Source organism: Maricaulis sp. (assembly GCF_017642925.1).
Lineage (GTDB): Bacteria > Pseudomonadota > Alphaproteobacteria > Caulobacterales > Maricaulaceae > Maricaulis.
This window is the reverse complement of sequence record NZ_JAEPOL010000009.1, coordinates 64,934-90,602: the sequence shown is the minus strand read 5'-3', so window position 1 is coordinate 90,602 and position 25,669 is coordinate 64,934. Positions and strand designations below refer to the sequence as shown.

General features: G+C 65.8%; 20 protein-coding genes. 5 read left to right on the top strand and 15 right to left on the bottom strand.

The window, feature by feature from the left end; translation table 11 throughout:
- Positions 1-73: 73 nt before the first annotated feature.
- Positions 74-1,684 (top strand): SulP family inorganic anion transporter, encoded by a 1,611-nt coding sequence (locus tag JJ918_RS09020; RefSeq protein WP_291886089.1) that lies wholly within the window; start codon positions 74-76, stop codon positions 1,682-1,684.
- Positions 1,685-1,921: 237 nt separating this feature from the next.
- On the opposite strand, the gene JJ918_RS09015 is transcribed toward JJ918_RS09020, so the two are convergent.
- Positions 1,922-2,248, bottom strand: a complete 327-nt coding sequence (locus tag JJ918_RS09015) for a GIY-YIG nuclease family protein (protein WP_291886086.1) — start codon at positions 2,246-2,248, stop codon at positions 1,922-1,924.
- A gap of 350 nt (positions 2,249-2,598) precedes the next feature.
- Between JJ918_RS09015 and JJ918_RS09010 the strand changes: the two genes are divergently transcribed.
- Positions 2,599-5,790, top strand: a complete 3,192-nt coding sequence (locus JJ918_RS09010; RefSeq protein WP_291886085.1) for an amidohydrolase family protein — start codon at positions 2,599-2,601, stop codon at positions 5,788-5,790.
- Positions 5,791-5,847: 57 nt separating this feature from the next.
- Here the strand turns inward: JJ918_RS09010 and JJ918_RS09005 are convergent, their stop codons facing one another.
- The 6 genes from JJ918_RS09005 to JJ918_RS08980 form a co-directional block, all read right to left on the bottom strand.
- Complete coding sequence (locus JJ918_RS09005) at positions 5,848-6,582, bottom strand: carbonic anhydrase (RefSeq protein ID WP_291886083.1); 735 nt, start codon at positions 6,580-6,582, stop codon at positions 5,848-5,850.
- A gap of 308 nt (positions 6,583-6,890) precedes the next feature.
- Positions 6,891-7,517, bottom strand: a complete 627-nt coding sequence (locus tag JJ918_RS09000; protein WP_291886081.1) for a glutathione S-transferase — start codon at positions 7,515-7,517, stop codon at positions 6,891-6,893.
- Complete coding sequence (locus JJ918_RS08995; protein ID WP_291886079.1) at positions 7,514-8,437, bottom strand: rhodanese-related sulfurtransferase; 924 nt, start codon at positions 8,435-8,437, stop codon at positions 7,514-7,516. Before JJ918_RS08995 ends, JJ918_RS09000 begins: the two co-directional genes overlap by 4 nt.
- A gap of 91 nt (positions 8,438-8,528) precedes the next feature.
- Entirely contained in the window at positions 8,529-10,205 is a 1,677-nt protein-coding gene (locus JJ918_RS08990; RefSeq protein WP_291886077.1) for an ATP-binding protein, read from the bottom strand.
- Complete coding sequence (locus JJ918_RS08985) at positions 10,202-10,597, bottom strand: hypothetical protein (protein ID WP_291886074.1); 396 nt, start codon at positions 10,595-10,597, stop codon at positions 10,202-10,204. Before JJ918_RS08985 ends, JJ918_RS08990 begins: the two co-directional genes overlap by 4 nt.
- A 226-nt stretch (positions 10,598-10,823) precedes the next feature.
- Positions 10,824-11,720 carry a hypothetical protein gene (locus JJ918_RS08980; protein ID WP_291886071.1) on the bottom strand — a complete coding sequence of 299 codons (897 nt, stop codon included), beginning with the start codon at positions 11,718-11,720 and terminating at the stop codon, positions 10,824-10,826.
- Between the two features lie 98 nt (positions 11,721-11,818).
- Here JJ918_RS08980 and JJ918_RS08975 point away from each other — a divergent pair, with 98 nt between their 5' ends.
- Positions 11,819-12,478 carry a Fe2+-dependent dioxygenase gene (locus JJ918_RS08975; RefSeq protein ID WP_291886069.1) on the top strand — a complete coding sequence of 220 codons (660 nt, stop codon included), beginning with the start codon at positions 11,819-11,821 and terminating at the stop codon, positions 12,476-12,478.
- A gap of 147 nt (positions 12,479-12,625) precedes the next feature.
- Here JJ918_RS08975 and JJ918_RS08970 read toward each other — a convergent pair whose 3' ends face one another.
- The 4 genes from JJ918_RS08970 to JJ918_RS08955 form a co-directional block, all read right to left on the bottom strand.
- Entirely contained in the window at positions 12,626-12,922 is a 297-nt protein-coding gene (locus JJ918_RS08970) for a GNAT family N-acetyltransferase (RefSeq protein WP_367277683.1), read from the bottom strand.
- A 22-nt stretch (positions 12,923-12,944) separates the two neighbouring features.
- Complete coding sequence (locus tag JJ918_RS08965) at positions 12,945-13,097, bottom strand: hypothetical protein (RefSeq protein WP_291886065.1); 153 nt, start codon at positions 13,095-13,097, stop codon at positions 12,945-12,947.
- 165 nt (positions 13,098-13,262) lie between these two features.
- Positions 13,263-16,994 carry an autotransporter domain-containing protein gene (locus JJ918_RS08960; protein ID WP_291886062.1) on the bottom strand — a complete coding sequence of 1,244 codons (3,732 nt, stop codon included), beginning with the start codon at positions 16,992-16,994 and terminating at the stop codon, positions 13,263-13,265.
- Positions 16,995-17,096: 102 nt separating this feature from the next.
- Positions 17,097-18,467, bottom strand: coding sequence for a sensor histidine kinase KdpD (locus JJ918_RS08955; RefSeq protein WP_291886059.1), 1,371 nt, complete (start codon positions 18,465-18,467; stop codon positions 17,097-17,099).
- 94 nt (positions 18,468-18,561) lie between these two features.
- Here JJ918_RS08955 and JJ918_RS08950 point away from each other — a divergent pair, with 94 nt between their 5' ends.
- Positions 18,562-19,200 (top strand): response regulator transcription factor, encoded by a 639-nt coding sequence (locus JJ918_RS08950; protein ID WP_291886057.1) that lies wholly within the window; start codon positions 18,562-18,564, stop codon positions 19,198-19,200.
- Here the strand turns inward: JJ918_RS08950 and JJ918_RS08945 are convergent.
- The 4 genes from JJ918_RS08945 to JJ918_RS08930 form a co-directional block, all read right to left on the bottom strand.
- On the bottom strand, positions 19,191-19,985 hold the full coding sequence (locus JJ918_RS08945; protein ID WP_291886055.1) for a metallophosphoesterase: 795 nt from the start codon (positions 19,983-19,985) through the stop codon (positions 19,191-19,193). The two genes, JJ918_RS08950 and JJ918_RS08945, sit on opposite strands and share 10 nt — an antisense overlap.
- On the bottom strand, positions 19,982-20,833 hold the full coding sequence (locus JJ918_RS08940) for a diacylglycerol kinase family protein (RefSeq protein WP_291886053.1): 852 nt from the start codon (positions 20,831-20,833) through the stop codon (positions 19,982-19,984). The genes JJ918_RS08945 and JJ918_RS08940 overlap by 4 nt, the downstream gene beginning before the upstream one ends.
- Positions 20,834-20,964: 131 nt before the next feature.
- Positions 20,965-23,046, bottom strand: a complete 2,082-nt coding sequence (locus JJ918_RS08935; protein WP_291886050.1) for an amidohydrolase family protein — start codon at positions 23,044-23,046, stop codon at positions 20,965-20,967.
- 171 nt (positions 23,047-23,217) lie between these two features.
- Positions 23,218-23,559, bottom strand: coding sequence for a UrcA family protein (locus JJ918_RS08930; protein ID WP_291886046.1), 342 nt, complete (start codon positions 23,557-23,559; stop codon positions 23,218-23,220).
- Between the two features lie 259 nt (positions 23,560-23,818).
- On the opposite strand from JJ918_RS08930, the gene JJ918_RS08925 reads away from it, so the two are divergent.
- Positions 23,819-25,669: a winged helix-turn-helix domain-containing protein gene (locus JJ918_RS08925; RefSeq protein WP_291886043.1), complete on the top strand. Its 1,851-nt coding sequence runs from the start codon at positions 23,819-23,821 to the stop codon at positions 25,667-25,669.

The window sequence follows — 25,669 nt, the reverse complement described above, 5'->3', positions numbered from 1 at the left end:
CATAAGAGGCGGCATCGCGACATCCTGCCGCGGGACCTGCATGATGCGGTTTCGCCGAACAACGGACCCAGCCATGATCCGCACCTCTCTTGCCGCCTTCACGGAACGTCTGGCCGCGTCTGTCGGCGACCGGGGCACCCTGCCGCCGCTGACCCCGTCGCGCATCCGGATCGAGCTGCTGGCGGGCCTGACCGTGGCGCTGGCTCTGGTGCCCGAAGCGGTGGCCTTTGCCTTCGTGGCCGGTGTGCCGCCGCTGGCCGGGCTTTATGCCGCCTTCATCGTCGGCCTGATCACGGCCCTGTTCGGTGGCCGCCGCGGCATGATCTCCGGCGCCACCGGCGCGCTGGCGGTGGTGATGGTGCATCTCGTGGCCGAACACGGGATCGAATACCTGTTCGCCACCGTGGTGCTGATGGGGGTCATCCAGATCACGGCCGGCGTGCTGAAGCTGGGCAAGTTCATCCGAATGGTGCCGCACCCGGTGATGCTGGGCTTCGTCAATGGCTTGGCCATCGTGATCTTCCTCGCCCAGCTGGAACAGTCCAAAGTGGTCAATGAGGCCGGCGAGCATGTCTGGATGACTGGCTGGCCGCTGCTCCTGACCCTGGGCCTGGTGGCCCTGACCATGGCGCTGATCTGGGTGGTCCCGAAGGTGACGAAAGTGGTTCCGGCGCCGCTGGTGGCTATCGGTGTGGTCGCAGCGCTGGTGATCGGTTTCGGCCTGCCGGTGCCGCGCGTCGGCGATCTCGCCTCGATCGAGGGCGGCCTGCCGCAATTCCACATCCCCATGGTGCCGCTGAGCCTGGAGACGCTGCAGATCATCCTGCCCTACGCCTTCATCCTGTCGGCGATCGGCCTGATCGAGAGCCTCCTGACCCTCAACCTGGTCGGTGAGATCACCGGCCGCCGCGGCGGGGCGTCCCAGGAATGCGTCGCCCAGGGCGTCGCCAATCTGGTGACCGGCTTCTTCGGCGGCATGGGCGGCTGCGCCATGATCGGCCAGTCGATGATCAATGTGAAATCCGGCGGCCGGCTGCGCCTGGCCGGCGTGTCGGCCGCTCTGTTCCTGCTGGCCTTCATCCTCGTCGGCTCCAGCCTGATCGAGCAGATCCCGCTGGCCGCGCTGGTGGGCGTGATGTTCATGGTGGTGATCGGCACTTTCGCCTGGCAGAGCCTGAGCATCCTGACCCGCATCCCGCGCTCGGACGCTTTCGTCATCATCCTGGTCACCGGCGTGACGGTCTATGCCGACCTCGCCGTGGCCGTGATCGTCGGCGTGATCGTGTCGGCCCTGGTCTATGCCTGGAAGGCCGCTTCGCATATTCACGCGCGCCAGGTGGCGGGTGAGGAGGGCCAGATGGTCTACCAGGTGGAAGGACCGCTCTTCTTCGGCTCGACAGCCAGCTTCATGGAATTGTTCGACATCGAGAATGATCCCGACCGCGTGGTGGTCGACTTTGCCGACAGCCGGGTGGTCGACCAGTCGGCCCTGCAGGCGCTGGAAGACCTGGCGGCGAAATACGAGGCTGCCGGCAAACAGCTGGAACTGCGCCATCTCAGCCGCGACTGCCACCGTCTCCTCTCCCGCGCCGGCCAGCTGATGGTCGACAGCGACGACGACCCCGCCTACGGGCTGGCCGTCGATTACCAGGTGAAGCTGGGCCGCCTTGGCGGTTCGCACTGAGGGCGAGAGGGCGCGCTGCTGCTTTCTTCCCCAGCACACACACCACTTTCCCCGGCCCTGTGCCGGGGCCTGGCATAAAGAGGCGTGCCTGGCTTGGAGCTAAACCCGGAAACTCAACCGGGCCCCGGAATTCGCTTCGCTCCTCCGGGGAAAGCGGAGAGGTGGCTCCTCCGGGGAGGGGAGTTTGAGTGAAAACCACACATCACTTCCCCCGGCCTTGTGCCGGGGTCTGACATTTCAGCGCGGCGAAAACGGGATGACATCATCCTCGACGAGTTCGAACCAGAGATCCTTCCAGCCCGGATTGCCGGCTTCGATCAGGTTGAATTTCCACTCGCGCCGGTAGCGTTTGAGTTGTCGCTCGCGCGCCCAGGCGGCCTGCCAGCCCTCATGCCATTCGTAGTAGACCAGATTGCGGATCTTGTACTTGCGCGTATGGCCCGCCATGGCTCCCGTGCGATGCTGTTCGACACGTCCCACCAAGCATGTGGTGCGGCCGACATAGAGTGCGCCGCGCGGCCGGCTGGCCATGATGTAGACCGCTTCGGGGTGGTTGAATGTCATGGTGGCTCTGTTGTGTAAATGCTATTTTAAGTAGTATTTTGACGTATGCTAGGCCCCGGCACAAGGCCGGGGAAAGTGGAACCTGGATTAGCTCCATCACTTTCCCCGGAGGAGCGGAGCGAATTCCGGGGTCTGGTGAAGGTGATCCCTGGAACGCTGGCGGTTTGGCTTCGTGACGGGGCTTTTCACCGTGCAAATCACCCATCGCATGCCAGGCCCCGGAACAGGTCCGGGGAAACAAGAACAGCAGGAAGTCCCCCCCAATCCCCAACCTCACAGAACGGTAAGTTTGTCGCCACGTTGGGGGCGACCTATGCTCCGCCCCGGAGACACATATTGGGGAGGGGTATATGACCCGATTTATTGCAGTACTGGCTGCATCGACCATTCTGGCAAGCGCGCCGGGCCTGGCTTTCCAGGATAGCGACGACGCGGAATGGGATGTTGCCAATCCGCCGCTGCCGACACGCTCGATTCCCATCGAGGTGAGCGAGGGCAGCTGGATGTCGCTGGACGTCAGCCCGGACGGGCAGACCATCGCCTTCGACATGCTGGGCGATATCTACACCATGCCGGTCACCGGCGGCGTCGCGACGAATATCTCTTCCGGCCTGCCCTGGGAGTACCAGCCGCGCTTTTCGCCGGACGGCAGCCGGATCGCCTTCACCTCGGACCGCGGCGGCGGCGACAATATCTGGATCATGAATGCGGACGGGTCCGATGCCCGCCAGCTGACGGATGAGAGCTTCCGCCTCTTGAACAATCCGACCTGGCACCCGTCGGGCCGCTATATCGCGGCGCGCAAGCACTTCACGACCCAGCGTTCGGCCGGTACGGGCGAGATCTGGATGTATCACGTGCTGGGCGGAAACGGCGTGCAGCTGGTCGAGCGTCCCAACGAGAATTTCCAGAAGGAGCTGGGCGAACCGATCTTCTCGCCCGATGGCCGCTACGTCTATTACACGCAGAATGTGACCCCGGGTAATACCTTCATCTACGCCCAGGATTCCAACACCGAATTGTTCAATATCCGCCGCTACGACCTGGAGACGGGCGAGATCGACACGATTGTCGAGGGCGCCGGCGGTGCCGTGCGTCCGGCGCCGTCGCCGGATGGCCGCTACATGGCCTTCATCCGCCGCGACCGCATCCAGTCCGGCCTCTATATCAAGGATCTGCGCTCGGGCGAGGAACGCCGTCTGGTCGAGACGGTCGACCAGGACATGCAGGAAACCTGGGGCGTGACCGGCATGTATCCGAACATGGACTGGATGCCGGACAGCAGCGCCATCGTGTACTGGGCTGACGGCACGTTCCATTCGGTGGATGTGGCGTCCGGCGCGGTGACGGACATTGCCTTTGAAGTCTCTGACACGCGCGATGTGATCGATCCGCCGCGGCCGCAGGTCGAGGTGGCGCCCGACACCTTCACCACGCGCATGCCGCGCTTTGCCACGGCCTCGCCGGATGGCAGCCAGATCGTGTTCGAGAGCCTGGGCGTCTTGTGGGTGCGCGATGCGGCCGGCGGCGAACCGCGCCGCCTGACCCGCGCCGATGCCGGCGAGCGCCGCGAGATCACACCGACCTGGTCGCCGGACGGGCGCACCATCGCCTTTGTCGCCTGGGACGACGCGGAGCTTGGTTCGATCCGCACCGTGTCCGCCCGCGGCGGCCGCGAGCGCACGGTGACTTCCGAGCCGGGACATTACGCCAATCCGCGCTTCTCGCCGGACGGCTCGACCCTGGTGTTCGAAAAGAATGGCGGCGGTTATCTGACCGCGCCGGAATGGTCGGAAACGACGGGTATCTACCGCGTGCCGGCCGCTGGCGGCGAGATGAGCGAAGTGACCGATGGCGGTTCCCTGCCGCACTTCGGTGCTTCGAACGAGCGCATCTACTTCACCCGCGGCGGCGATGGCGCCAGCCTCGTCTCGGTCGATCTCAACGGCCATGAGGAACGCACCCACATCACCGGCGAGATGATCACCGAATACCAGGTCGCCCCCGATGGTGCCCATGTGGCCTTCCGCCAGAATTACGATGTGTTCGTGATGCCGCTGCCGCCGGGACCGCAATCCGTGTCGGGCGGGTCGAACGGTTCGGCCCTGCCGACGGTGGAAGTGTCGGGCAATGGCGCGACCTATTTCCACTGGAGCGAGGGCGGCACGCATCTCAACTGGTCGATGGGACCGGAATTCTTCTCCGTGCCGCTGGCGGATTTCCGCCCGGATCCGGCACGCGAGACCGAATACACGCCGCCGGAAAGCGGTGTGAGCCTGGCCATGACGGCCACGGCCGACCGGCCCTCGGGTGTGACGGCGATCGCCGGCGCCCGCATCATCACCATGGCCGGTGAGGATGGCGGTGTCATCGAAGCGGGCAATATCATCATCGAAGGCAACCGGATCGTCGCTGTCGGCGCCGATGTCGAGGTGCCCGAAGGCGCCCGCGTGGTGAATGCCAACGGCATGACGATCACGCCGGGCTTCATCGACGCCCACGCGCACGGGCCGCAGGGCACGGGCGATCTGGTGCCGGAGCAGAACTGGTCGGCCATTGCACACCTGGCGCTGGGCGTGACCACGATCCACGACCCGTCCAGCCGGGCGAGCCATATCTTCACCGCCTCGGAATACCAGCGCACCGGCACCTATCTTGCCCCGCGCATCTATTCCACCGGCGAGATCGTCTACGGTGCCCGTGCGCCGTCGGTCTATGCGGAGATCAATTCGATCGGGGATGCGCGCGAGCACGTCTTCCGCCTGGCATCCCAGGGGGCCCACTCGATCAAGAACTACAACCAGCCGCGGCGTGACCAGCGCCAGCAGGTCGTCGCTGCAGCCATCGAGGCCGGGCTGGAAGTGGTCGCCGAGGGCGGTTCCAACTACCACATGGACATGGCCATGGTGGCGGACGGCAATACCTCGATCGAACACAATCTGCCGCTCTCGATGATCTATGAGGACGTGCTGCAGATGTATTCCCAGACCGAGGTCGCCTACACGCCGACGCTGACGGTGACCTATGGCGGTCTGGCCGGCGATCCCTACTGGCGCCAGGCGATGAATGTCTGGGAGCACCCGATCCTGTCGCGGCATGCGCCGCCGCGCCAGCTGCAGGCCTCCTCGGTACGCCGCACGACGGCCCCGGAAGAGGACTTCGTCGATGACGACAATGCCCGCACGGCCCACATGCTGTTCGAGCGTGGCGTCGATGTGTCCATCGGTGCCCATGGTCAGCAGGAAGGCCTGGCAGCTCACTGGGAGATGTGGTCCTTCGCCCGCGGCGGTTTCAGCCCGCTCGAGGCGCTGATGACGGCGACGGTCATGCCGGCCCGCCATCTCGGCTTCGACAATGATCTCGGCACGATCGAGGAAGGCAAGCTGGCCGACCTCGTCTTCCTGCGGGCAAACCCGCTGGAGGATATCGGCAATACCGACGAGATCGAATACGTGATGCTCAATGGCCGTCTCTACGAGGCGGAGACGATGAACGAGCTGGTCACGGGCGATCGCCAGCGCCAGCCCTATTTCTGGGAATAGGCACCTTCCGGCCCTGAAAAGAGAAAGCCCCGGACCTTCAAGGTCCGGGGCTTTTTGCTAACCGCCGACCTGGAGGACGTGGCGGCGGTTGAGCGGCAGGGCGGGACGGTAGGAGTGCGGGTGCCGGCCTTCGAACCAGGCGATCTGGGCAGCACTTGCGGTGACGGCATGACGGAAGACCGTCCAGGTGACGACCTCGCTGCACGGCGGCGTGGTCAGCGATCCGGCATAGCGCCAGGCGCTGCGGTCGACGGGCAGGAATTCACCGAGATGGATCGAGGCGGCGACACCGCCCGAACCACCGGCCTGCGGATTGACGGCCCAGACCGAGCCGAGGCTCGCCAGCGGCGCGCCGGCCTCGATCATCACGCCGATCACGGCGAGACCGCCCGCGCTGTCGGCATGGACGAAGTGGACTTCCATCGGCGCATGGCGGCCATTGATCGTGTGTTCGCTGGCGGCGTGGAAGTGGAACTGGACGAGGGCGTATTCATGACCGGCAATGGTCAGGCTGGCGCCCGGCTCGACATTCACCTGGATGGTATGGCCATTATCGACCACCGTACCCGGAATGGTTTCCGGCCAGTCGATCGCCATGGATTGCAGGCTCAGCCCGCTGGACGTGCCCAGATCGATGGGCGATTGCTGCTGGCCGGCGGAACAGGCGCCCCAGCTCTCGGACAGTTCGCCCCAGTGATCGGGACCTTCATGCCCCTCATAGGCCCAGTGCTGGGCCTGGGCGGAAGGAAGGATTGCAAGGCCGAAACCGGCTGCCAGAAGTGTTTTGCGCAAGGGAAACTCCCGGGAAAGACGACAGGGGTGCGGCCGCGCGGGGCGCGGTGCAGATGCCGGCATCCTTCGCGTGCGGCGGTTAAGAACACCCCTCCGCCCGATCATAAAAAATCCCCGGAAGCGCGGGCTTCCGGGGATCTTTCAGTCGCCATGGCGTGCGGCTGGGGGGTGGAGGGGCGCAGAATGCTGCGCCTGCACAATCCGTCAGGACCGATACAGAATATTTCGGTTCGATGACAGCGATTCGCTAGCCCCAAACCCGTTTTAACGATTTGTGTTGCGCGGAATCCGCAATTCGGCTTTTCCGGTCACGCCGCCGGATCGTCCGGTGTCCAGAGCGGGTGCTTGATCATCACGGCGGCAAAGCGGGGCGAGGCGAGGTGATCGTCCAGCCAGCGCGACACGCCGGACAGGCCCAGCCCGTCAAAGGCCTCGCGGTCCGTATGGGCGAACTGGCGCACGAAGGGGAAGATCGCGGCATCGGCCAGCGACATGCGCGCACCGAACAGCTGCCCGTCATCAGACAGCCGCACGTCCAGCTCTGCCAGGAAGGCACTGCCGGCCTGGAAATGCTCGGCCGGGTCGGTGTCGTGGCGGGTGGCGTATTTGTAGCGGTCGAGATGGTGTTTGAAATCGCCATCGCAGCGCGCGATCAGCGGTGTCATGGCGTCGCCGGGGGCGAGCCAGTCTTCCGGATCGTGCTGCGCCAGCGCCCAGTGTGCGACGTCGAGACTTTCCTCCAGCACGCGCCCGTCCGGCAGGACAAGTACCGGCACAGTGCCCTTCGGGGAGGCGTCCAGCATGGCCTGCGGCTTGTCGCGCAGCAGGATCTCGCGATGCTCGACGGCGATATCGGCCGCGTGCAGGGCGAGCCGCGCCCGCATCGCATAGGGGCAGCGGCGGAAGGAATAGAGGATGGGCGCGCCGGCGCTCATTCCGCGTCCGTGCGGCGCCCGACATGGCGCTCGCCGCGGGTTTCGGCAATCTGCTCCTGGCGATGACGTTCGGCATAGCGCGCCTGCTGGTCCTGCGACCGCGCATCATGGCAGTGCGGACAGCTCACACCGTCGACATAGAGCGGCGATTTGAGATCCTCCGGCGCCAGCGGTTCGCGGCAGCCATGGCAGGTATCGTGCGTGCCCTGCGCAAGACCGTGACCGACAGCGATACGGCGGTCGAAGACGAAACACTCGCCCTGCCACAGGCTGTCGGCGGGATCGACGGTCTCGAGATATTTCAGGATACCGCCCTTGAGGTGGAAGACTTCGTCAATGCCCTGCGCCTTGACGAAGGCGGTCGCCTTCTCGCAGCGGATACCGCCGGTGCAATACATGGCGATACGGGTATTCGGGCGCTCGGCCCGGAACTGGCGGAACCAGTCGGGAAAGTCACGGAAGCTGGCCGTGTGCGGGTTCACGGCACCGTCGAACTGGCCGATCCGCACCTCGTAATCATTGCGGGTATCGATGGTGACGACGTCGGGCGCGCGGATGAGATCATTCCAGTCTTCCGGCTCGACATATGTGCCCACACCATCCACCGGGTCGATGTCGGGCACGCCCATGGTGACGATCTCGCGCTTCAGCCGCACTTTGAGACGCAGGAAGGGCTGTTCGTCGGCCCAGCTCTCCTTGTGCTCGAGACCGGCGCAGCCCGGCAGCGCGCGCAGCCCGTCCAGCACGGTGCGCAGTCCGGCTTCCGGCCCGGCAATCGTGCCATTGATGCCTTCGCGCGCCAGCAGCAGCGTGCCGGTGACACCGTTTTCGGCGCACAGCGACTTCAGGCGGGCCTGCAGGGCGGGGCCGGCGTGCAGCGGGACAAATTTGTAGAGCGCAGCGATCAGGTAGCGGGACATGGCGTTTCGGTATCCGGGTTTCGCCCGCTCTATATCAGTCTGCAGGCCTCCGCGTCAGCGGCGTGGCTGCACATGCCGGGCGCCGGCCGGTTCAGCGATCGTTGGAGATGGCGGCGCGCGGCGCTTCGGCGCTGGGAATGTGCAGGAAGAAATGACTGCCCACGCCGGGCTCCGATTCCACCCAGATCCGGCCGCCATGCAGGTCGGCGACACGTTTGCACAGCGCCAGGCCGATCCCGGAACCCTCGATTTCGTCGGCACCGTGCAGGCGTTCGAAGACGCGGAAGATGCGCTCGAAATATTTCGGTTCGATCCCCATGCCATTGTCCGACACGCAGAGGGTGGTCCCGTACTGATCGGTGCGCGCCGTGACATCGATCCGCAGCGGCCGGTCGGCGCGATACTTGATGGCATTCGAGACGAGATTCTGCAGCGCCCGCGTCAGCAGGAAACGGTCGGCCTCGACCGGCGCATCGACCTGCCAGCGCAGCTGGCCGCCGCACTCCTCGACCGTCGCGGCGAGCAATTCGTCGATCTCGCTGCGCAGGGTCTCCGGCGGGATCGGTTCGGCATTGACCTGCGCCATGTCGGCCTTGGTGTAGGACAGCAGGTCCTGGACCAGGCGCTGGGCCCGGTCGGCACCGCGATTTATCCGCTGCAGCATCTGCTGGCTGCGGTCGTCCAGGTCGATCTGGCGTTCGACGAGCAGGGAGGACATGCCCTTCATCGCGCGCAGGGGCGCCTGCAGGTCGTGCGAGGCATGGGCGGCAAAGCGCGCCAGCTCCTCGTTCTTGGCTTCGATGACGGCCTGGCTGCGGCGCAGTTCGGCGGTTTTCAGATCGACCTGCCGGCGGATCTCGGCGGTCCGCCGCGCATCCTTGAGCGACAGCGTGCCGATTGCCGCTGTGGCGAACAGGCAGAAGGCCAGCACCAGCCAGGGCAGGGGACCGAACTGGAGCAGGTAGGTGCGCCGCGGCACGATGGCGATATCGACCACATCGAACGGCGCGTCGCCCGTCCAGTGCAGGGCGTAGGGCGCCGTGTCGAGCACGGAGATGACGCCCATCATGGCCGGCGTGGTCCGGGCCCGCAGGTCGACATTGCGGGCGAGGGCAAATTGCGGACTGCCGTCATGGAGGCTGGAAATCACCCAGGCCGGATCGGATCGCAATTCGGTCGGCTGCACCAAGGCGTCGAAATCCGAGGTGACATAGGCGTAGGCATAGGGCCCGGACGAAAGCGGGGCGACAAGCACGAAAGGCACCTCGCCGGGCGCGGCGGCGGGCAGGGGCAGGAGGACGAGGGTCTGCGGTGCCGGGCCGCGTTCCAGCATATAGGCGATGGCGCGCTGGACCTGACGCGCCGTGCCGGCGTCGATGGCATGAAGGGCCGCGTCCCGGGAGACCAGTCCGAGATCGCGCACGGGCGGTGTTGCCACTTCGCCATCGGCGACTCCGAATATCTCGATCACGGTCTGCGGTGCCAGCCCGGCATCGACAGCGTTGGCCAGCTCGGTCAGCTCGGCCTCGATCGCGGTGAAGCCTGTCTCGATTTCTGCAATGCGCGCCGCGGCGTGATTGCGGAATTCGCGCTCCTTGGCCCGGCTGTGCCCCAGAAGGGTGGCAAAGAAGAGCGCGAGGGAGACGATGACCCCGAACAGGATGATAGCAACCGGCGTGCGATAGGCTTCCAGCAGGCCGCTGAGCGTTTCATAGCGCGCTCCGTCTGGCTGAGTGCTGCTGGCTGTATCGGGCCGGGTGAGGTTCATGCGCTGTCCATATCGTCTTCAGCAGCCAGACGGGTGAAGCGGTCGATAAGGACCGGCAGCAGGGGCAGCATCAGCACGGCGGTGGCGACCGAGGCTGCTGCCGTGAGCAGTTTCAGGGCGCCTTCGACATAGTAGAGCGGATGCCACAGCACGACGATGTTCATGAGGTGATTGATGCCGCAGAACAGGATGAAGATCCCGAACATCACGAAGGCCCAGCGGAAGGGGATGGGCCGGTTCAGCCGCCGCAGGAACAGCACGATGACGATCGGAATGGAGAAATAGGCCAAGGCGATCGCCAGGTCGGCAATCACATGCATGCCCACCAGTTCCGGCCGCCACAGGTAGCACATGCCATGGGGCATGAAATTGTTGACGTCGAAATAGTCCATGATCGTTCAGCCCCCAACATGCTGGCATGTGGAACGCCACCACGCGGAATTATGTTCCGTTTCCGCAACTTAAGCGGCGAATAATAAATGAATACCCTCAAACTATTTGCCGGAATTCAACGAAAAGGCCCGGCAGCACGGGCTGCCGGGCCTTCGCTCGGATCGACTTTACGGCGCGTCGCGCCGGCAAAGCGTGATTTGGATCACGCTCTTGCGATATATCCAATCAGGGCAGGGTGTTAACCGTTTCCTTCGCTGCAGCAACAGCGCTGACGAGTGCGCCGGCATCGCCCTCGAGCGTGTCGGGGCGCAGGGCTGTCGGGAAGGCGGCGTTCAGCTGGTCGACAAGGCCGGCAAAGGCGCCCGCCAGCGCCGGATTGGCGGTGGCAATCACGTCGATATGGCTGGCCGCATAGCGCTCGGCGCCCTTCGCAAAGCCATAGCCGTCCAGATAGGCTTCACCTGCCGCCGCATCGCTGGCGGCAACGCGGTATTGCAGCGCGCCGCGCTCGAGCAGGTCGGCCAGCACGCGGGCATGGACCTCGGCTTCGGACGCATCGCTTTCCGGTGCGAACTCGGCGGCATTGTCGATGGCGACCAGCACGTCGTTGACGCGGGCGACAATCTCGTCTTCGCCGGCGCCGGAATAGGGGGCCACCGAAGCGTCGGTCATCGTGTCGCCGAACATCGGCGCGCCGAGATTTTCGAGAACGGGTTCGAAGTCGATATAGATCTCGTTGATCGGGTGGGCGAACATTTCCGCGCCCGCCGTGCGGTCGCCGGCCCGGTAGGCGTCGATGCCGGCCAGATAGTGGGCCCGCATGACTTCCAGCGCGATCATGTAGACGACGGGGTCGCTTTCCGCAGCCGCCGGATCGATGCCGAACTCGCCGCCGCCGGAACCGCCTTCACCTTCGCCTTCGCCTTCCGACCAGCCGCCGGCCGGCGCCGCCGGCTCGGCCGCATGATCGGCTGCGGCACTGGTGTCGTGCTGCTCGGCCTGGCTCTGCGGCACTTCGTCCGCTGGTGTGTCGCTGGCCGGCTCGCTACACCCGGCCAGACCGCCCAGCAGGGCGGCCGTGCCGACCGTGGTCCAGATTCGCGTACGGCGCTTGATACCCATAAGCATTCCCCTTGCCTTGTTGTCGGGACGTCTTGCCCGACCCTGATAGACCGCCTAAACCCATTTTCGGTAAATGACAATTAGTCGCAGGTAATTTCATGCTCTTGTGTCTGCAGAATGTGTGCCCCGCCGAGACCGTCGATCAGCTCCGTCAGCTGGCGGGAGAAAGCGATTACGCCGATGGCCGCAAGACGGCCGGCTGGGCGGCGCGCGAAGTGAAGCGCAATGAGCAGGTCGAGGCCGGCCCGCGCATCGACACGATCCGCAATCTGGTGCGCAAGGCGTTGATGGCACACCCGCTTTTCGTCTCCTTCGCCCAGCCCAAATCGATCACGCGCATGCTGGTCTCGCGCTATACGCAAGGCATGGAATACGGGCTGCATGTCGACGATGCGCTGATGGGCGGCCGCCGTGCCGACCTCTCCTTCACGCTCTTCCTGTCCGAGCCGGACAGTTATGAAGGCGGCGAGCTGGTGATGGAAAGCGTCGATGGCGAGACCGAGATCAAGCTGGCGCCGGGCGAGGTGGTGGTCTACCCGACCGCGGCGCTGCACCGGGTGGCGCCGGTGACAAGCGGCGAGCGGATCGCCGTAGTCGGCTGGGTGCGCAGCCTGGTGCGCCGTCCCGACCAGCGCGAAATCCTGTTCGATCTCGACCGCGCCTGCCGGGCCCTGTTCGAACGTGACGGCAAGACTGCCGAACTCGACCTCCTGCTGAAGAGCAAGGCCAACCTCCTGCGCCAGTGGGCGGAGGATTAGAGGCGGAGGCTTCGTGACCCCCTTCTCCCCGGGGAGAAGGGGCCTGGAGAGCGGATGAGGGGGAAACCCCGGTCAGGGCCTTTGGGAGAAGACGGTGTCGTCCCCCTCTCCCTCGATCCCTCTCCCGAGGGAGAGGAGGTGCAAGCGTTAGCGCTTCATGCCCTCGATCACGTCGTCCCAGTCGGGATGGCGTTCAGCCTGGGCTTTCAGGAAGGGGCAGAGCGGCACGATGGTGAAGCCCTTTTCGCGCGCTTGCGCCACGATATGGCGGGCCAGCGCCGAGCCGACACCCATGCCCTTCAGACTGTCCGGCACGCCGGTATGATCGACGATGATCCGCTTCGGGCTGATGCGGCTGAAGGTCATCTCGCCGGTATCCGCCTGTCCGGCGACATGGGCGACATAGCGGCCCTTTGAGCCGTCTTCCTCAAGCGTGATTTCGATATCCATCTGCACGTCTCCCGTGTCAGCTCATAACCGGTTTCGCCAGGGCCGTTTCCTGCATGTCCGGCGCCGACCGCACGGTCAGCTGCCCGGACGAGGTCGCGCTCGTGGCAAAAAGCAGGCTGATCGTCAGCCCGAGAATGGCAAGTGACAAGACTAATCCCGTCCAGCGCATGGCGCCCTCCTGTTCGTGGCGCCGATATAGGCAGAGCCGGGCAGGCCGATTAGGGGGATAATCGGAACAAATGTCCCGCGTCCAGGGCGATAATCCCGCCGCCCACGAAAAAGCACGGCCCGGCAATGCCGGACCGTGCTCCGTCTGTCCGCGAGGGCGTCGCGGTCAGAAACGCCAGTTGATCGCCAGGCTGAGGGCTGTGTCCTCATCCGTGTCGCGGCCGAAATCGCTGCGCGCGCGGGCCGAGATCGCGACCCGGTCGGAGGCGTCGATATCGACCCCCAGGGCCAGCGAGGCGAAGCCGTCATCATGATGGCCGTCCAGCACGGCAAAGCCGGCCGAGGGCGCGCCGGCGAGGCTGGCACTCGTCTGGCCGTCGCCTTCGGAGAGATCCTGTTCCCAGGTCAGCTGGCCGAAGAGCCGGGTCTTGCCGCCGCTGGCGAAACGGCCGCCGGCGCCCAGCAGGGTCCGGCCGTTTTCACGCGCCGCCAGCGTGGCGTTGAACACGCCCGCACCGGTCTCGCTGTAGCCGTCGATATCGGTATTGCCGTGACGCAGGCGCAGGACCGGGCCGAAGACGGCCGCGCCCTCGATCAGGTCGGCACCGATGTCGAAGCCGGCATCGAACTGGTTCGCGTCCGTCGAGGCGGTGGCCCGCATCTCGGCCGCGCCCAGCAGGATCGAGCGGGTGAGATCGTAGTCGAGCCGGCTGGCACCGATATAGGCGCTGCCATAGAGCCGCGATCCGGCATAGCCGGCATAGGCGGCCAGCGACACGGACTCGCCCTGCACATGGGTCGTCGCGCTGTGGGCGGAATAGTCCGAGAAACCGGCATTGGCGCCGATCAGCCAGTTTTCGGCCGGTTCGAAATCGATCCCGGCGACGATGTGATGGCTTTCCAGATCCGTGGTGCCATTGGGCAGGTCGGTCTCGCCCCAGCCGCCTTCGACGGAGACATAAACGCCGGTGCGGTCATTGATCCGGTCCATCCGGCCGGAACTTGCTGCCCGGGTGGCCGCCTGCAGGGCCGAGAGCACTTCGATGCTGCCGGCATTGGCCGAGGCGAGCTGGACCGGGCTGCTGCCGGTGCCGGCCATGTCCATTCCGCCGCCATGACGGCCTTCGGCGAACAGCGCCATGCGGCTGGCGATCACGTCACCCATGGCCCGCGACAGGCCTTCACCCATCCGGTTCATGGCGAAAGTGTCGCCCGGATTGGCGGTCTGCAGCGCGGTGCGCAGCGCGTCCTCGCTGGGCATGTAGTCCAGCGTGTTGACGAGATCGGCGAAGTCTCCGCTCGGCGCATCGTCGCCGGCGGCGGCGTCGAGCGCCGTGGCCAGCGAGCGCTGCTGGTCGGTCTGGGCGAACTCGGCATAGGCGCGGGCGTCGACCTGGAGGTAGGCCGAGTTTGCGGTCTGGCCGAGTGACAGCGACAGCATCGGGGATATCTGCGGGTCGGCAACGGTGAGATCGCCGAGTGTCAGACCGCCTTCCGCCTCCAGGAAGGTGAAGCGGCTGTTGCGGGCGAGCGGGGCGTTGCCGCGCAGGAAGAGCGAGACCTCGCCGGCGACATTCGCAGAGCCGAGCACATGGAGATAATCGGTCGCCGTGCCGTCGGTGGAGACAACGAAGAGGACATCGTCTGCCAGGTAATCGCCCTCGATGATCAGGGATCCGCCGGGCGTTTCCTCGTCGAGGCTGTAGCCGGGCAGCAGCGTGCCGCCGAGCTGGTAGACCCCGAAGGGCGCATAGATGATGCCGTCGCCCATCACCGTGCTGTCGGCGATCAGCAGTTCCAGCGTGTCCAGGATGCCGCCGACATAGAGCTCGCTGTCGGCAATGAAGGTCGAGCCGGAGGCGTCGTAGAGCACGCCGTTCGAGAAGATCGAGGTATAGCCGCCGAACTGGTTGAAGGAGGCGGTGTCGAAAATCCCGTCAATGCCGATCGAGCCGCCCTCGACCATGGTGCCGAGATAGTCGAAGAAGAGGCCGGTCTCGGTCACCCAGAGCGATCCGCCGGTCTGGTGCAGCCAGTCGGTGGCGAGCTCGCCGGCGATGCGTACCGCTGCGCCGGTCAGGTTCATGCCGCCGGAATAATAGGGCGAGAAGTCGGTATAGCTGCCGGTCTCGGCGATATCGAACAGACCGCCATGCAGTTCCAGCGCCTGGCCGATGACATCGCCCTCGATACGGACTTCACCGCCGGTCATGCCGATCCCGGTATCCAGCGCCAGCTGGCCGCCATCCTCGACGATCAGGGTTGCGCCCTCGAAGACATAGACCGCATCGACATATTCGTCCTGGGCGACCCGAGTCGTGCCGGGCGCGTCCAGATAGACCTCGTAGATTTCCGGCACGATGTATTCGTCAGTGACGACGGTCGTACCCGGCTCGGCGCGGTCGTTCTCCGGTATATCGCCATACTCCCAGTGCGCGGCGTCGTGCCAGTAGCCGTCGCCGGCCAGGGCATGGCGTTCGATGAAGGGATCCAGCCCCTCGATCCAGTCGATATAATCGGCGACCGGGATATAGGCGACCCAGGTGCCATACCCGCCCAGCGGTCCATAAGGGTTATTGCCGTTGGAAACGATACCGATCTGGATCAGGCCGTTGGCCGTGTCGGCAAAGAGCGGGCCGCCGCTGTCGCCCTGGGCCGAGGAGACCTCGCCATCGATCGCACCGCCGCCCAGCAGGTTGATCCCGCCGGGACCGTCGAAATCGACGAACAGGAAATTGCCGGGCTCGCCGGACAGGATGGGCGGCAGGGGCTCGCCGATCTCGTTGAAGAAATCGCCCCAGGTGCCGATCAAGTCGAGCGTGTTGACGCCATAGCGCCGGCGCCCGTCGATCGAGAGCTGACCGGTCTCGCCTGTGCCGAAACTACCATAGCCTGCGAGCACGATACGGCTGCCGGCCGTGGTGTTGGCACCGTCCGAGCCCTCCAGCGTGACCGGATCGGCGGCCAGCGAGGCGGTATCCAGCGTGATCACGGCGACATCGGCGCCGAACGTGTCGGGATCATAGCTCTCGTGCACCGTGACGCTCATCGCGCCGAAATAGCCGGTCTGTCCCTCCGGATCGAAGGAGACTTCGACCCGCGTGACATCGCCGCTGGCGAAGCAGTGGGCGGCGGCCAGGACCTGGCGGCGATTGATCAGCGTGCCGGTGCACACCGAGGCACCGGTCGTCGTCTCGACGGTGATCAGCACCACGTTGGAGAACTGGTTTTCCGTGTCGACAATGCCGTCGATCGTGGTGTCCGGTCCGGCAATGATGTGCGGCGCGACGGGCATGTCGCGGGCGAAGGCGAGGGGGCTGCGGGCCTCTGTGCCGGCGCCGGCCCCGCTGGCCGCCGACGCTGCATCGGGATCGGCCACGCATTTGAACCAGTTCCAGGGCAGAAGGCAGGCCGGAGGGAGGTTGCCGCCGCGGCCGCCATCATCCAGCATGAAGCGTGACCCTGTCTGCTCGCTCTCGGCGCTCTGGCGGTTGGCGCGATCCCAGGGCGCGCGGCCGGGCGTCAGCTCGCCGTATTCATTGCGGTTGCAGAAGCTGAGCGGCTGGTTGCGCAGGCTGCCTCGCGCTTCCGGCTCGGCCGAGGAAAAGGTGGAATAGCTTTGTGACAGGCACACGCCATGGGCGTCGCCATAGCCCTCCGGCACCACCCAGTAGAATTCCATCCAGATCCGGCGCTCGGGCTGCCAGGTGGTGTAGACGATGGTACCGCCTTCCGGCAGCGTTCCCCGGGCGATGGGGCCGTCATCGCCCGGATCGCCGTCTGTGTCGGCCAGGGCCGGCGCCATGAAGGCCAGACCGGCACAGGTAGCCAGAAGCGTGTTGCGGAATGTGTCGGTCAGCGACCGGCTGGCGGTCCAAAGGCGTGTGTTGCGCGGCATGATTTCCCCCTGCGTCAGGCGGGAGGATGCTTAGCCGGTGCACCGGACCGGTAGAATTCGACGATTATCGTAGACGGCCGGATTTCCTGTCCCGGCCGGTCGCTATGACCGGGCTGTCCGGCGTGCCGGACAGGTCAGGACAGCCATCACGCCATGCCCCGCCCGCGATGCGACACGCAGCTTCAGACCGCCATGCTCGGCCAGGCGGAAAACGATTTCCAGCCCCAGGCCGGAGCGCTTTCCGCTGCTCTTTTCACCGGCTTCTGGCGGCGCACCGCGCGCGGTCAGTTCGGTGTCCCCGGCGGGCAGGCCCTTGCCATTGTCGGCGATAATGAGGTCGACGGTCTCGCCCCGGCGCCGCGCACCGATCACGATCCGGTCGCCGCCGGAATGGGCGATGGCGTTGGACACCAGATTGGCCAGGATGTGTTCGACAATGCCCGGATCGGCGTGGATATGGGCGCTCGAGCGGGCGGCGGTCAGCGCAATCGCCTTGTTCGAGGCAATCTCGCCGAAGGCCGAGACCAGCGTGCCGGCCAGCCGGGAGACCGGCAGGCGATCCGGGCTGACCGTACGCTTGCGTGCATCCAGGTGCGCCACTTCCAGGATTGAGGAGATCATGCGCGAGACATTGCGCGTGACCATCTGCTGGCTGCGGCTGACATCGAGGGCCGCGCCTGTGTCGCCACGCTCGAGGAGTTCCGTCAGGCGGGCCGCATTGAGGTCGAGGGCGAAGACCGGCTGACGGATGTCATGCCCCGTGGCGGCCAGCAGGAAGGTGGTGAATTCGTGCGCCCGTTCGGCGGCCTCCTTGGCCTCTTCATAGCGCCGCATGATGAAGTAGCGCCGCCGCGCTCGGATCGACAGCATGATCGCCATCACCCAGCCGAAGGCACAGCACGACACCATCATCACCGACTGGCCGATCATCGGATGTTCGGCGGCGTCCCACCACATCACGGTCAGGGTGAGATAGCTCACGGCATAGCCGGTGGCCGAGATCATGATCGCCCATGGGAAATAGGCGAGCGCGACGCCCAGTATGATGATGTGCAGCGACATCCAGAAACTGGTGAAGACCAGCACGTCGGAAATACCGTCCGGTGTGGTTTCTACGGCAGGGTAGGCGCAGGCGACCAGGGCTGCGGCAATCGTCGAGGTAATGATCCAGGCAAAGACAAGCCGGCCGGCCCAGCCCTGCGGGTTTTGCGGCGCTGCGATCAGCATCCAGCCGCCAACGGTGACACCGAGAATGCCGGCCACGATCCGGCTGGTGATCGTCGTCGCGAAACGGTCCGTGCCCTGCAGGTAGGACAGGTCGATACTGGTCGAGATCAGCCAGGCGAGCGAGAAGGCGAGCAGGGTGATGCCGGCCTGCAGCCGGATTCCGCTCCAGCTTTCGGCCAGGAAGGCCTGTTCGAGCGCGGCGTCGGAAAAACGTCCGTCGATCCGGCGAATCTGCGGATAATCCATACTTTTCCAGACGCTAACGGTGTACAGTGATCCCCTGCGTGAATGTGTACCGGTCGATGACGCGGGCTGGCAAGCGGGGATACAGGCCAACACCATGAGCAAGGTGGAAAATTCCAGGCGCGTCGTGGTGGTCGACGACCACGCCATCGTGCGCGAGGCGGTCGGCGGCACGATCGCCATGCAGGCGGGCTATGAGCTCGCCGGCTCTGCCGAGGACGGCGAGAGCGCCATTGCCCTTCTCCTGGAACAACAGCCCGATGTCGCCGTCGTGGATTTCGCCCTGCCGGACATGACGGGGCTGGAAGTGATCGAACGTGTGCGCGACGCCGGCTCGGACACGCGATTCCTGTTGCTGACGGGCTCTCACATGGACGAGCGCGAGCGCGCGGCCCTGGCCGCCGTCGCGGACGGTTTCATGCACAAGGAAGCGGGGCGGGACAGCCTGCTGGCCGCGATCGACGCCGTGGCCGAAACGCCGCCGCACCGGCCCCTGAAACGTCAGCCTGATGCTGACGAGGAGGAGGGCGGCGTGCTCAGGGCCGGAAGCCTCACCGTGCGCGAACGGGACGTCCTGCGCGAGATCGCGCGGGGACATTCCGTCGACACGATTGCGGACAATCTGGCGGTCCGTGTCTCCACCGTCCGCAAGCACCGCGAGAACATCATGGCCAAGCTCGGGCTCAATTCCACGGCCCAGCTGGTGCGCGCCGCGATGCAGATCGGTCAGTACTGACCCTCACGCCGGGGCAGGACCCGGCTGTCCCGGACGATAAAGGCGGGCCGGTCTTCGTCCGCGATGTGATGCGTGACGCGGATCGTGTCTGCAGAAATGTCGAGCACGTTGAAGCCGGCCGGCTCGCCGCGCGTGCGGCGCGAAAATGTCGTGCCCGCGCCGACGAACCAGCAGGTGTGTGACGGCCCCTCGGCAGGCAGGGCAAAGGTCTCGTGCAGATGGCCGGTCAGAACCAGGTCGCAATGTTCGGCAATCGTGGTGACCGACGTGCCGGCCCGCGCGGTGCGGGCCCGGCCGCGATTGCCGCCGGGCGCCAGGATGGGGTGATGGCAGGTGAGGACGCGGAGATCGGCATCCCGCTCTGCCAGCAGGTCGAGCGCCCGTCCCAGGCTGGGCTGCCCGATGCGGCCCAGCGACCAGTCCGGCTGCCATTGCGCCCGCCGGGCCGTGCGCAGGCCCTCGATATGCAGTGGCCCGTCTTCCAGGCTGGATGTCATGTGCCGGCCCACCGAGCGTTCATAGCGCCGCCAGGGCGTCGTGAAACGCCTGTGCAGGGCGCGCGAGGGCACATCGTGATTGCCGGGAATGCCGACAACCGGCGGGTCGAGACGGCCAAGGAAGCGGGCGGCAGCGTCGAACTCGCTCTTGCGGCCGCTCTGGGTGAAGTCCCCGGCCGCGATAACGGCATCGGGCCGGGATGCATTGCACAGGTCGACGAAGGCGTCGACCAGATCTCTGTCCTCGGCACCGAAATGAAGGTCGGCGATTTGGAAAAGCTTGGTCATTCTGTCCAGTTCAGGAAGCGGATAGGGGTGTCGGAGCGCGAGATAGTGAGGTTGCGCGGCATGAAGACGGGTTCCCCGTCCAGCATCAGGGCCAGCGGCTTGCGGGACCGGGCCTCGATGCACCCTGTCCGGCCGGCCACCCCGGGGCGTTCGCCGTCATGAATGTCGGTCAGCAGGGTCAGGCCGGCCCAGGCGACATCGCCGATATGGCGCCAGTGAACGGCCACATAGGCCATGTCCTCGGCTTCACCGTCGAGGTCGACATAGATGCCGCTGGCGCGCTTGCGGTCGCGGTCGTCCCCGTCCAGCCAGTAATGGATACGGGGTTTGAACGCGTGGCGGGCTGCCGCCGCTATGCGGCGCGACAGGGAGGGCAGGGGCGGAACGCCGTCTGCCTCGCGCACCATTTCGCGGGCCCGGGCAACCGTTGACGGGAAACCCAGTGCGGCGGCGACCAGGAAAATCTCCTCTCCGGCCAGTCCGGGCCGGAACGGCTTGACCTGCGTGTCGTCGACCGTGTCGAGCATTTCGCTTGCGCTGCGGTGGCCGTAGAGCCGGTGGACCAGCATGTTGGCCGTGCCCAGCGGCAGCGGCAGCAGCGGGCATTTCGCGCCATTGCGGTGCGCCATGCAGGCGACCGCCTGGATGGTGCCGTCACCGCCGGCGATGGCGATCCCGTCGAACCCCTGCGAATCCGCATCGCGGATACGGGCCTCCACATCGTCCTCGCCGAACTCCCAGACCGTGTCGATCGCCGGGTGCGCTGTCAGTTCTTCGGCCAACGCATCGGTATCGCCGCGTACGAAACGCCCCGAGGTCCGGTTGATCACCAGTGCCAGCTTCGCCATCTACGTCCTCCTGAACAGGTAACGCAGATATAGGGCGAGCGTTCCCGCACACTGCAGGTTGCAGGCGTTACTGGCGATGGGATGACCGTGCAGACCTCTCCCCAAGGCGGACAGAGGTCCCGGCTGCCCGGTCAGTTCGGAACGGCCACGCCGGGCAGTTCGGTAAAGGGTTCGATGCCGAATTCCGGATAGATTTCGGTCGGGTAGTAGAATGTGCCATCGGACGAGACAAGCGAGATCGTCTTGATGTCGGCGAGGTCCTCGACCGGATTTCCGGGCACCAGGAAGAAGTCGGCCCGCATGCCCGGCGCGATCGAGCCGAGCCGGCCGGCAACGCCCAGATAATCGGCCATGCCATGGCTGGCCCAGGCGAGGATCTCGGCCGGGGTCATGCCGGCTGACTGGTAGAGTTCCAGCTCGCGATGATAGGCGAAGGCGCCGCCCAGATCGGTGCCGGGCACCATGAAGATGCCGCGCTCGTGCATCATGCGGATGGTTTCCTGGACCTGGTCGAAGGCGCCGGCGTAATTGGCGTCGTCCTCGGGCGTCGCGATATCGGCCCAGGCACTGCGGGCCGAGCGCTGCACGCCCACCGGCATATGGTCGATATAGTCCACCGTGCCCGGCGAGACCTGGCCATTGCGCGACAGCAGCAGGGCTTCGTGGATGGCCAAGGTGGGATCGATCGCCACACCGCGCTCCGCCATCGCATCCAGCGTCGACTGCACCGGCGCGCTCTGCAGGTCGAGGGCGGGCAGGCGGCGCAGGGCCGTCAGGCGCAGCAGGGTGCGGGTGTCCTCGCCGTCCTCCAGCACCCAGCCCAGCATGAGCTGGTTGATATGGGTCAGCTCGTCATAACCGGCCGCGATCATGGCGTCGGCATTGGTGAAGGCCGGGACATGGCCGGAGACGCGCAGCCCGTTGGCGTGGGCCGTCTCGATCATCGCCGGCACCCAGTCCGGATTGATGGAGTTGTAGATCTTGATCTGGATGAAGTCGCCGGCCTCGGCATAGGTCTCGACGGCGGCGACGGCTTCCGCCTCGCTCTCGACGATGATGCCATTATTGGAATTGTACTGGCTGCGGCCTTCGATGAAGCCGGAACGGAAGATGCGCGGACCCGCGATCTCGCCGGCCCGGATGCGCTCGATCAGTTCGCCCAGGACTTCATTGTCATTGCCCATGTCGCGGATCGAGGTGACGCCGGCAGCGATATTGAGAATCGCGTCGTCCTCGCCGACATGGCCGTGCATCTCGAACAGGCCTGGCACCAGCGTGCCGCCATTGCCGTCGATGATCACCTCGCCGTCGACAGGTTCGGCATCGATCGCCTCGATGGCGGCAATCGTGTCGTCGACCACTACGACGGAGACCGGCTCGCCGAGAGTCGCGTTCACCGAATCGAAGACCCGCACATTGCGGATCCGCACCGGCGCGCCGTAATTGTGGGCAAAGCGCGACTGCATGTCTTCATAGCGCTGGGCACCGTAGTCCGTCGCGCGCTGGCGCAGGCGTTCGTCCTCGCCCTCGAACCCTTCGGCCAGCACCGAGAAGCGCGGGCTGATGACGCCGAAGAAGGCCCGGCCGTCCATCAGGAAATAGGTCGGGTCGAGCGAGGTGCCGGACAGGGCATAGCTGGTCACCGTGCGCGTATCCGTGCCGTCGGAGACGTCCAGCGTTTCCATTTCGGCCAGGCGCAGCGTGCCGCCGGGGATGGCCGGCAGCGACATGTCCTCGCTGTCCATCAGGGCGCGGGCAGCGATGGCGAGCCAGTAGGGGCTGGCATTCTGGGGCACGTAGAAAGCCGGCTCCGCCGGGATCGCCTGGTCGGAGCCGGTCGTGTCGGTCCAGCGGGCCTCGCTGTCGGCGTATTCGAAGCTTTCATCGACCGGATTGCCGAAGGTCGTGGCGCCTTCGATCGTCCAGTTCAGCGGCATGCCGGCGCCGTCCAGCGTGATCTCTTCGGCCAGCGTCGGTCCGCGGCCATTATTGCGGTACTCGTAGTCCAGCGAATAGCTGTCGCCGGACGGGGTAACCTCCAGCGCGCCGATCGCCGTTCCGCCGACCATGACGGTGAAGCGGGTGGCTTCGGCGGTCTGCGCGGCCGTTCCGGCTGTCTCTGTCGTCGCGGTCTCTGTGTCCGATGCCGGGCTGCAGGCAAACAGCGCTGCAGCGAACAGGACCGGCAGCGCCGGCCGAAGTGTCAGTGTCATGGCTTTCCCCGAATGTCTCTTTCCCATCCGGGTTAGCACCGAAAGCCGAGCCTGTCTGCTACCGGCTTGTGGACAATGAAGAACCGCCTGTGCGCGGCCATGGCCCGCAGCACAGGCGGTCGGGACGCCGCCGTGGAGGGATTCCGCGCGGCGTCCGGCTGGCCCGCGCGGTCAGTGACGATCCGCGCTCGCGAGTTGCACCGCGCGATCATTGCGGTGCAGGGCCAGAAGGCGGGGGTCGCCAAGGGCGGAGACGACGCGATCGAGCTCGGCCTGGTGACAATTGTCAGCAGCGCGGACGCGCGGCAGCGACATGCGGCGTGTCGAGTCGCAGGCAGCGGCGACTTCACGCTCAAGACGGCGCAGGACCGCGCGGCGGCCGGCATCCGTGCTCAGCTCGTAGCTCTGGACGACATAGTCCCGGCCGGCCTGGCCGCGCTCGGACTGTTGGGCCTGTACCGCCGTGCCGGAGAGCAGGATGGCGGCGAGGGCGAGGCTGGTTGTGCGGATCATCACGATCTCCCGTTGCTGGTGATGCCGGGACATCTCGCCGGATTGCGGCTGTCGGGTCCTGACGCTTTCCCGACGGAAACAACCTTTGCGATCACGGTTGGAGAAAACTTCGTTCCTGAAAGGATTTGGGGGCAGAAAAAATTGGACCGATCGGCGGTTCGGGAGGTTTTCGTCAGGTTTTTTGATCCGATCGGCCCTAGCTCTTGCGCCGTTCCTGGACAAATCTGTCGGCCCGATACGAGAATTCGGAAGGTGGGGGATGACCGAGCGGCCTGCGCCGATACAAGTGCCATTCCGGCTGGGCGGGATTCTGGTGGATCCCGGTCGTGGCACACTGACCCGCGGCGAGATGAACCGCCGGATGGAACCCCGCGTGATGGACGTGTTGTGCACACTGGCCGCGCGCGCCGGTGAAGGGGTTCGCCGCGAGGCCCTGCTCGACACCGTCTGGGGCGATATCATCGGTAATGACGAAGCCCTGACGCGAGCGGTCTCGCGCCTGCGCTCGGAGTTGCGGGCTTTCGGCAGCGATGCCCTGGTCGAGACCCTGCCCAAGCGCGGCTATCGCCTGACCTGCGCAGTGGTGGAACTGGAGGCGACGGGCGAGACGCCGCAGCCCGCCCGCCCTGGCCAGTCTGGCTCCGGACCGTCACGCTTTGGCCGGGCCTGGGTATGGGGCGCGGGCCTGACCGTACTCGCTGCCCTTTTCCTCGCCTGGCCGAGGCCGGGGCTGATCGAGGGTGCCGTCGCACTGCGGTTCGACCTGCCGGGCGAAACGGGGCATGAGCTCGACCGGGCCTTCCGGGCGCTGAATGTCGATCGCGCCGTATTCGCAGTCACGCCGTCCCGGTCGGAATTCGTGGCGTCGGTCGTGCCTGCAGGCGAGGCCGCGAATGCCGGTCAGGACGGGCCGCTGAGCGTAAATCTGACGGACCGGCAGAGCGGCACTGTGCTGCTGACCCAGCCGTTCGAGCGGGATGGCCGGGCGGCCGCCGATCTGGTTCGTCATATCGCCATGGTGCTGACCGCTGATCTGCGCTGTCTGGGCGAATTGCGCAGCCTTGCCGAACCCGGAGTTGGGGCGGATACAGGCGTTGTCAGCCAGTTCCTTGCCCTGTGTGCTTTGGTGCGAACGGGCGGACAGATTGTCCAGCCGCAAACGCTGACGGCGGACCTGCTGGAACAATACCCGGACAGCGCCTTCATGCATGGTCTGCATGCCGTGGCGCTGATGTCGCGTCCCGAGCAGCATTTCTTTGCCCAGGCGGATTCGCGCGCCGGGCAGGTCGCAGAGGCGGCGAACGGGTTGATCGATACCGCGCGCAGGCTTGATCCCGATGCCCCTGTTCTGGCCTATGCTGAAGCACTCTCATCGATGTATGGCAGCAGCCGGGCACAGCAGGTCGCGGTGTTCGCGACACTGCCCCGTTCCAGCTGGCTCGGTCTGCAGGTGCAGAACCGCTATTTCGACATCCTGCGGCAGACCGGGCAGGAACTCGAGGCCTTCAGGCTGGCCGAGGATCTTGAAGCGATCTGGCCGGTGCATTTCCAGACCTCCGCCTTTATGGCGCTGGCCCTTGTCCAGCGCGGGCTGGCGTCCGAGGCGGTTGCCTTCATCGAGCAGAAAAGCCGCCTGTTTCCCGACGCCCGCCGGCTGCAGGGACTCGCCATGGTCGCCCAGCTGCACTACGGCGATCCGGACGCTGCGATAGAGATCGTTCAGACCGTGCTGCCGCCGGAGGCTCACCCGTGTGCCCTGGCCTATCTGTCAGCCCGGCGGGACGGTGTTCCCGTCTCCGAGCGCGTCGATCTGGACGGATGCGACAATATCGACACCACACAGGTCGCGCGCATGCATGCCGTGACGCAGGACTGGGCGCAGGCACTGGAGAATATCGCGCTGTTCGATGCGCGCGCGTCCCAGCTCGCCGTCGTCCTGCACTATCCCGAGTTCGATCCGCTGTGGGCCGAAGCCGCGATGTGGGAGCGGGCGGATGCGTTCGGCCTGGTCGATTTCTGGCAGGCAACCGGCACGCGCCCGGATGTGTGCCGGCGGCCCAACATGGTCGCGGTCTGCGAACGCGAGATCGTCTCCCGCATCGCCCACTGA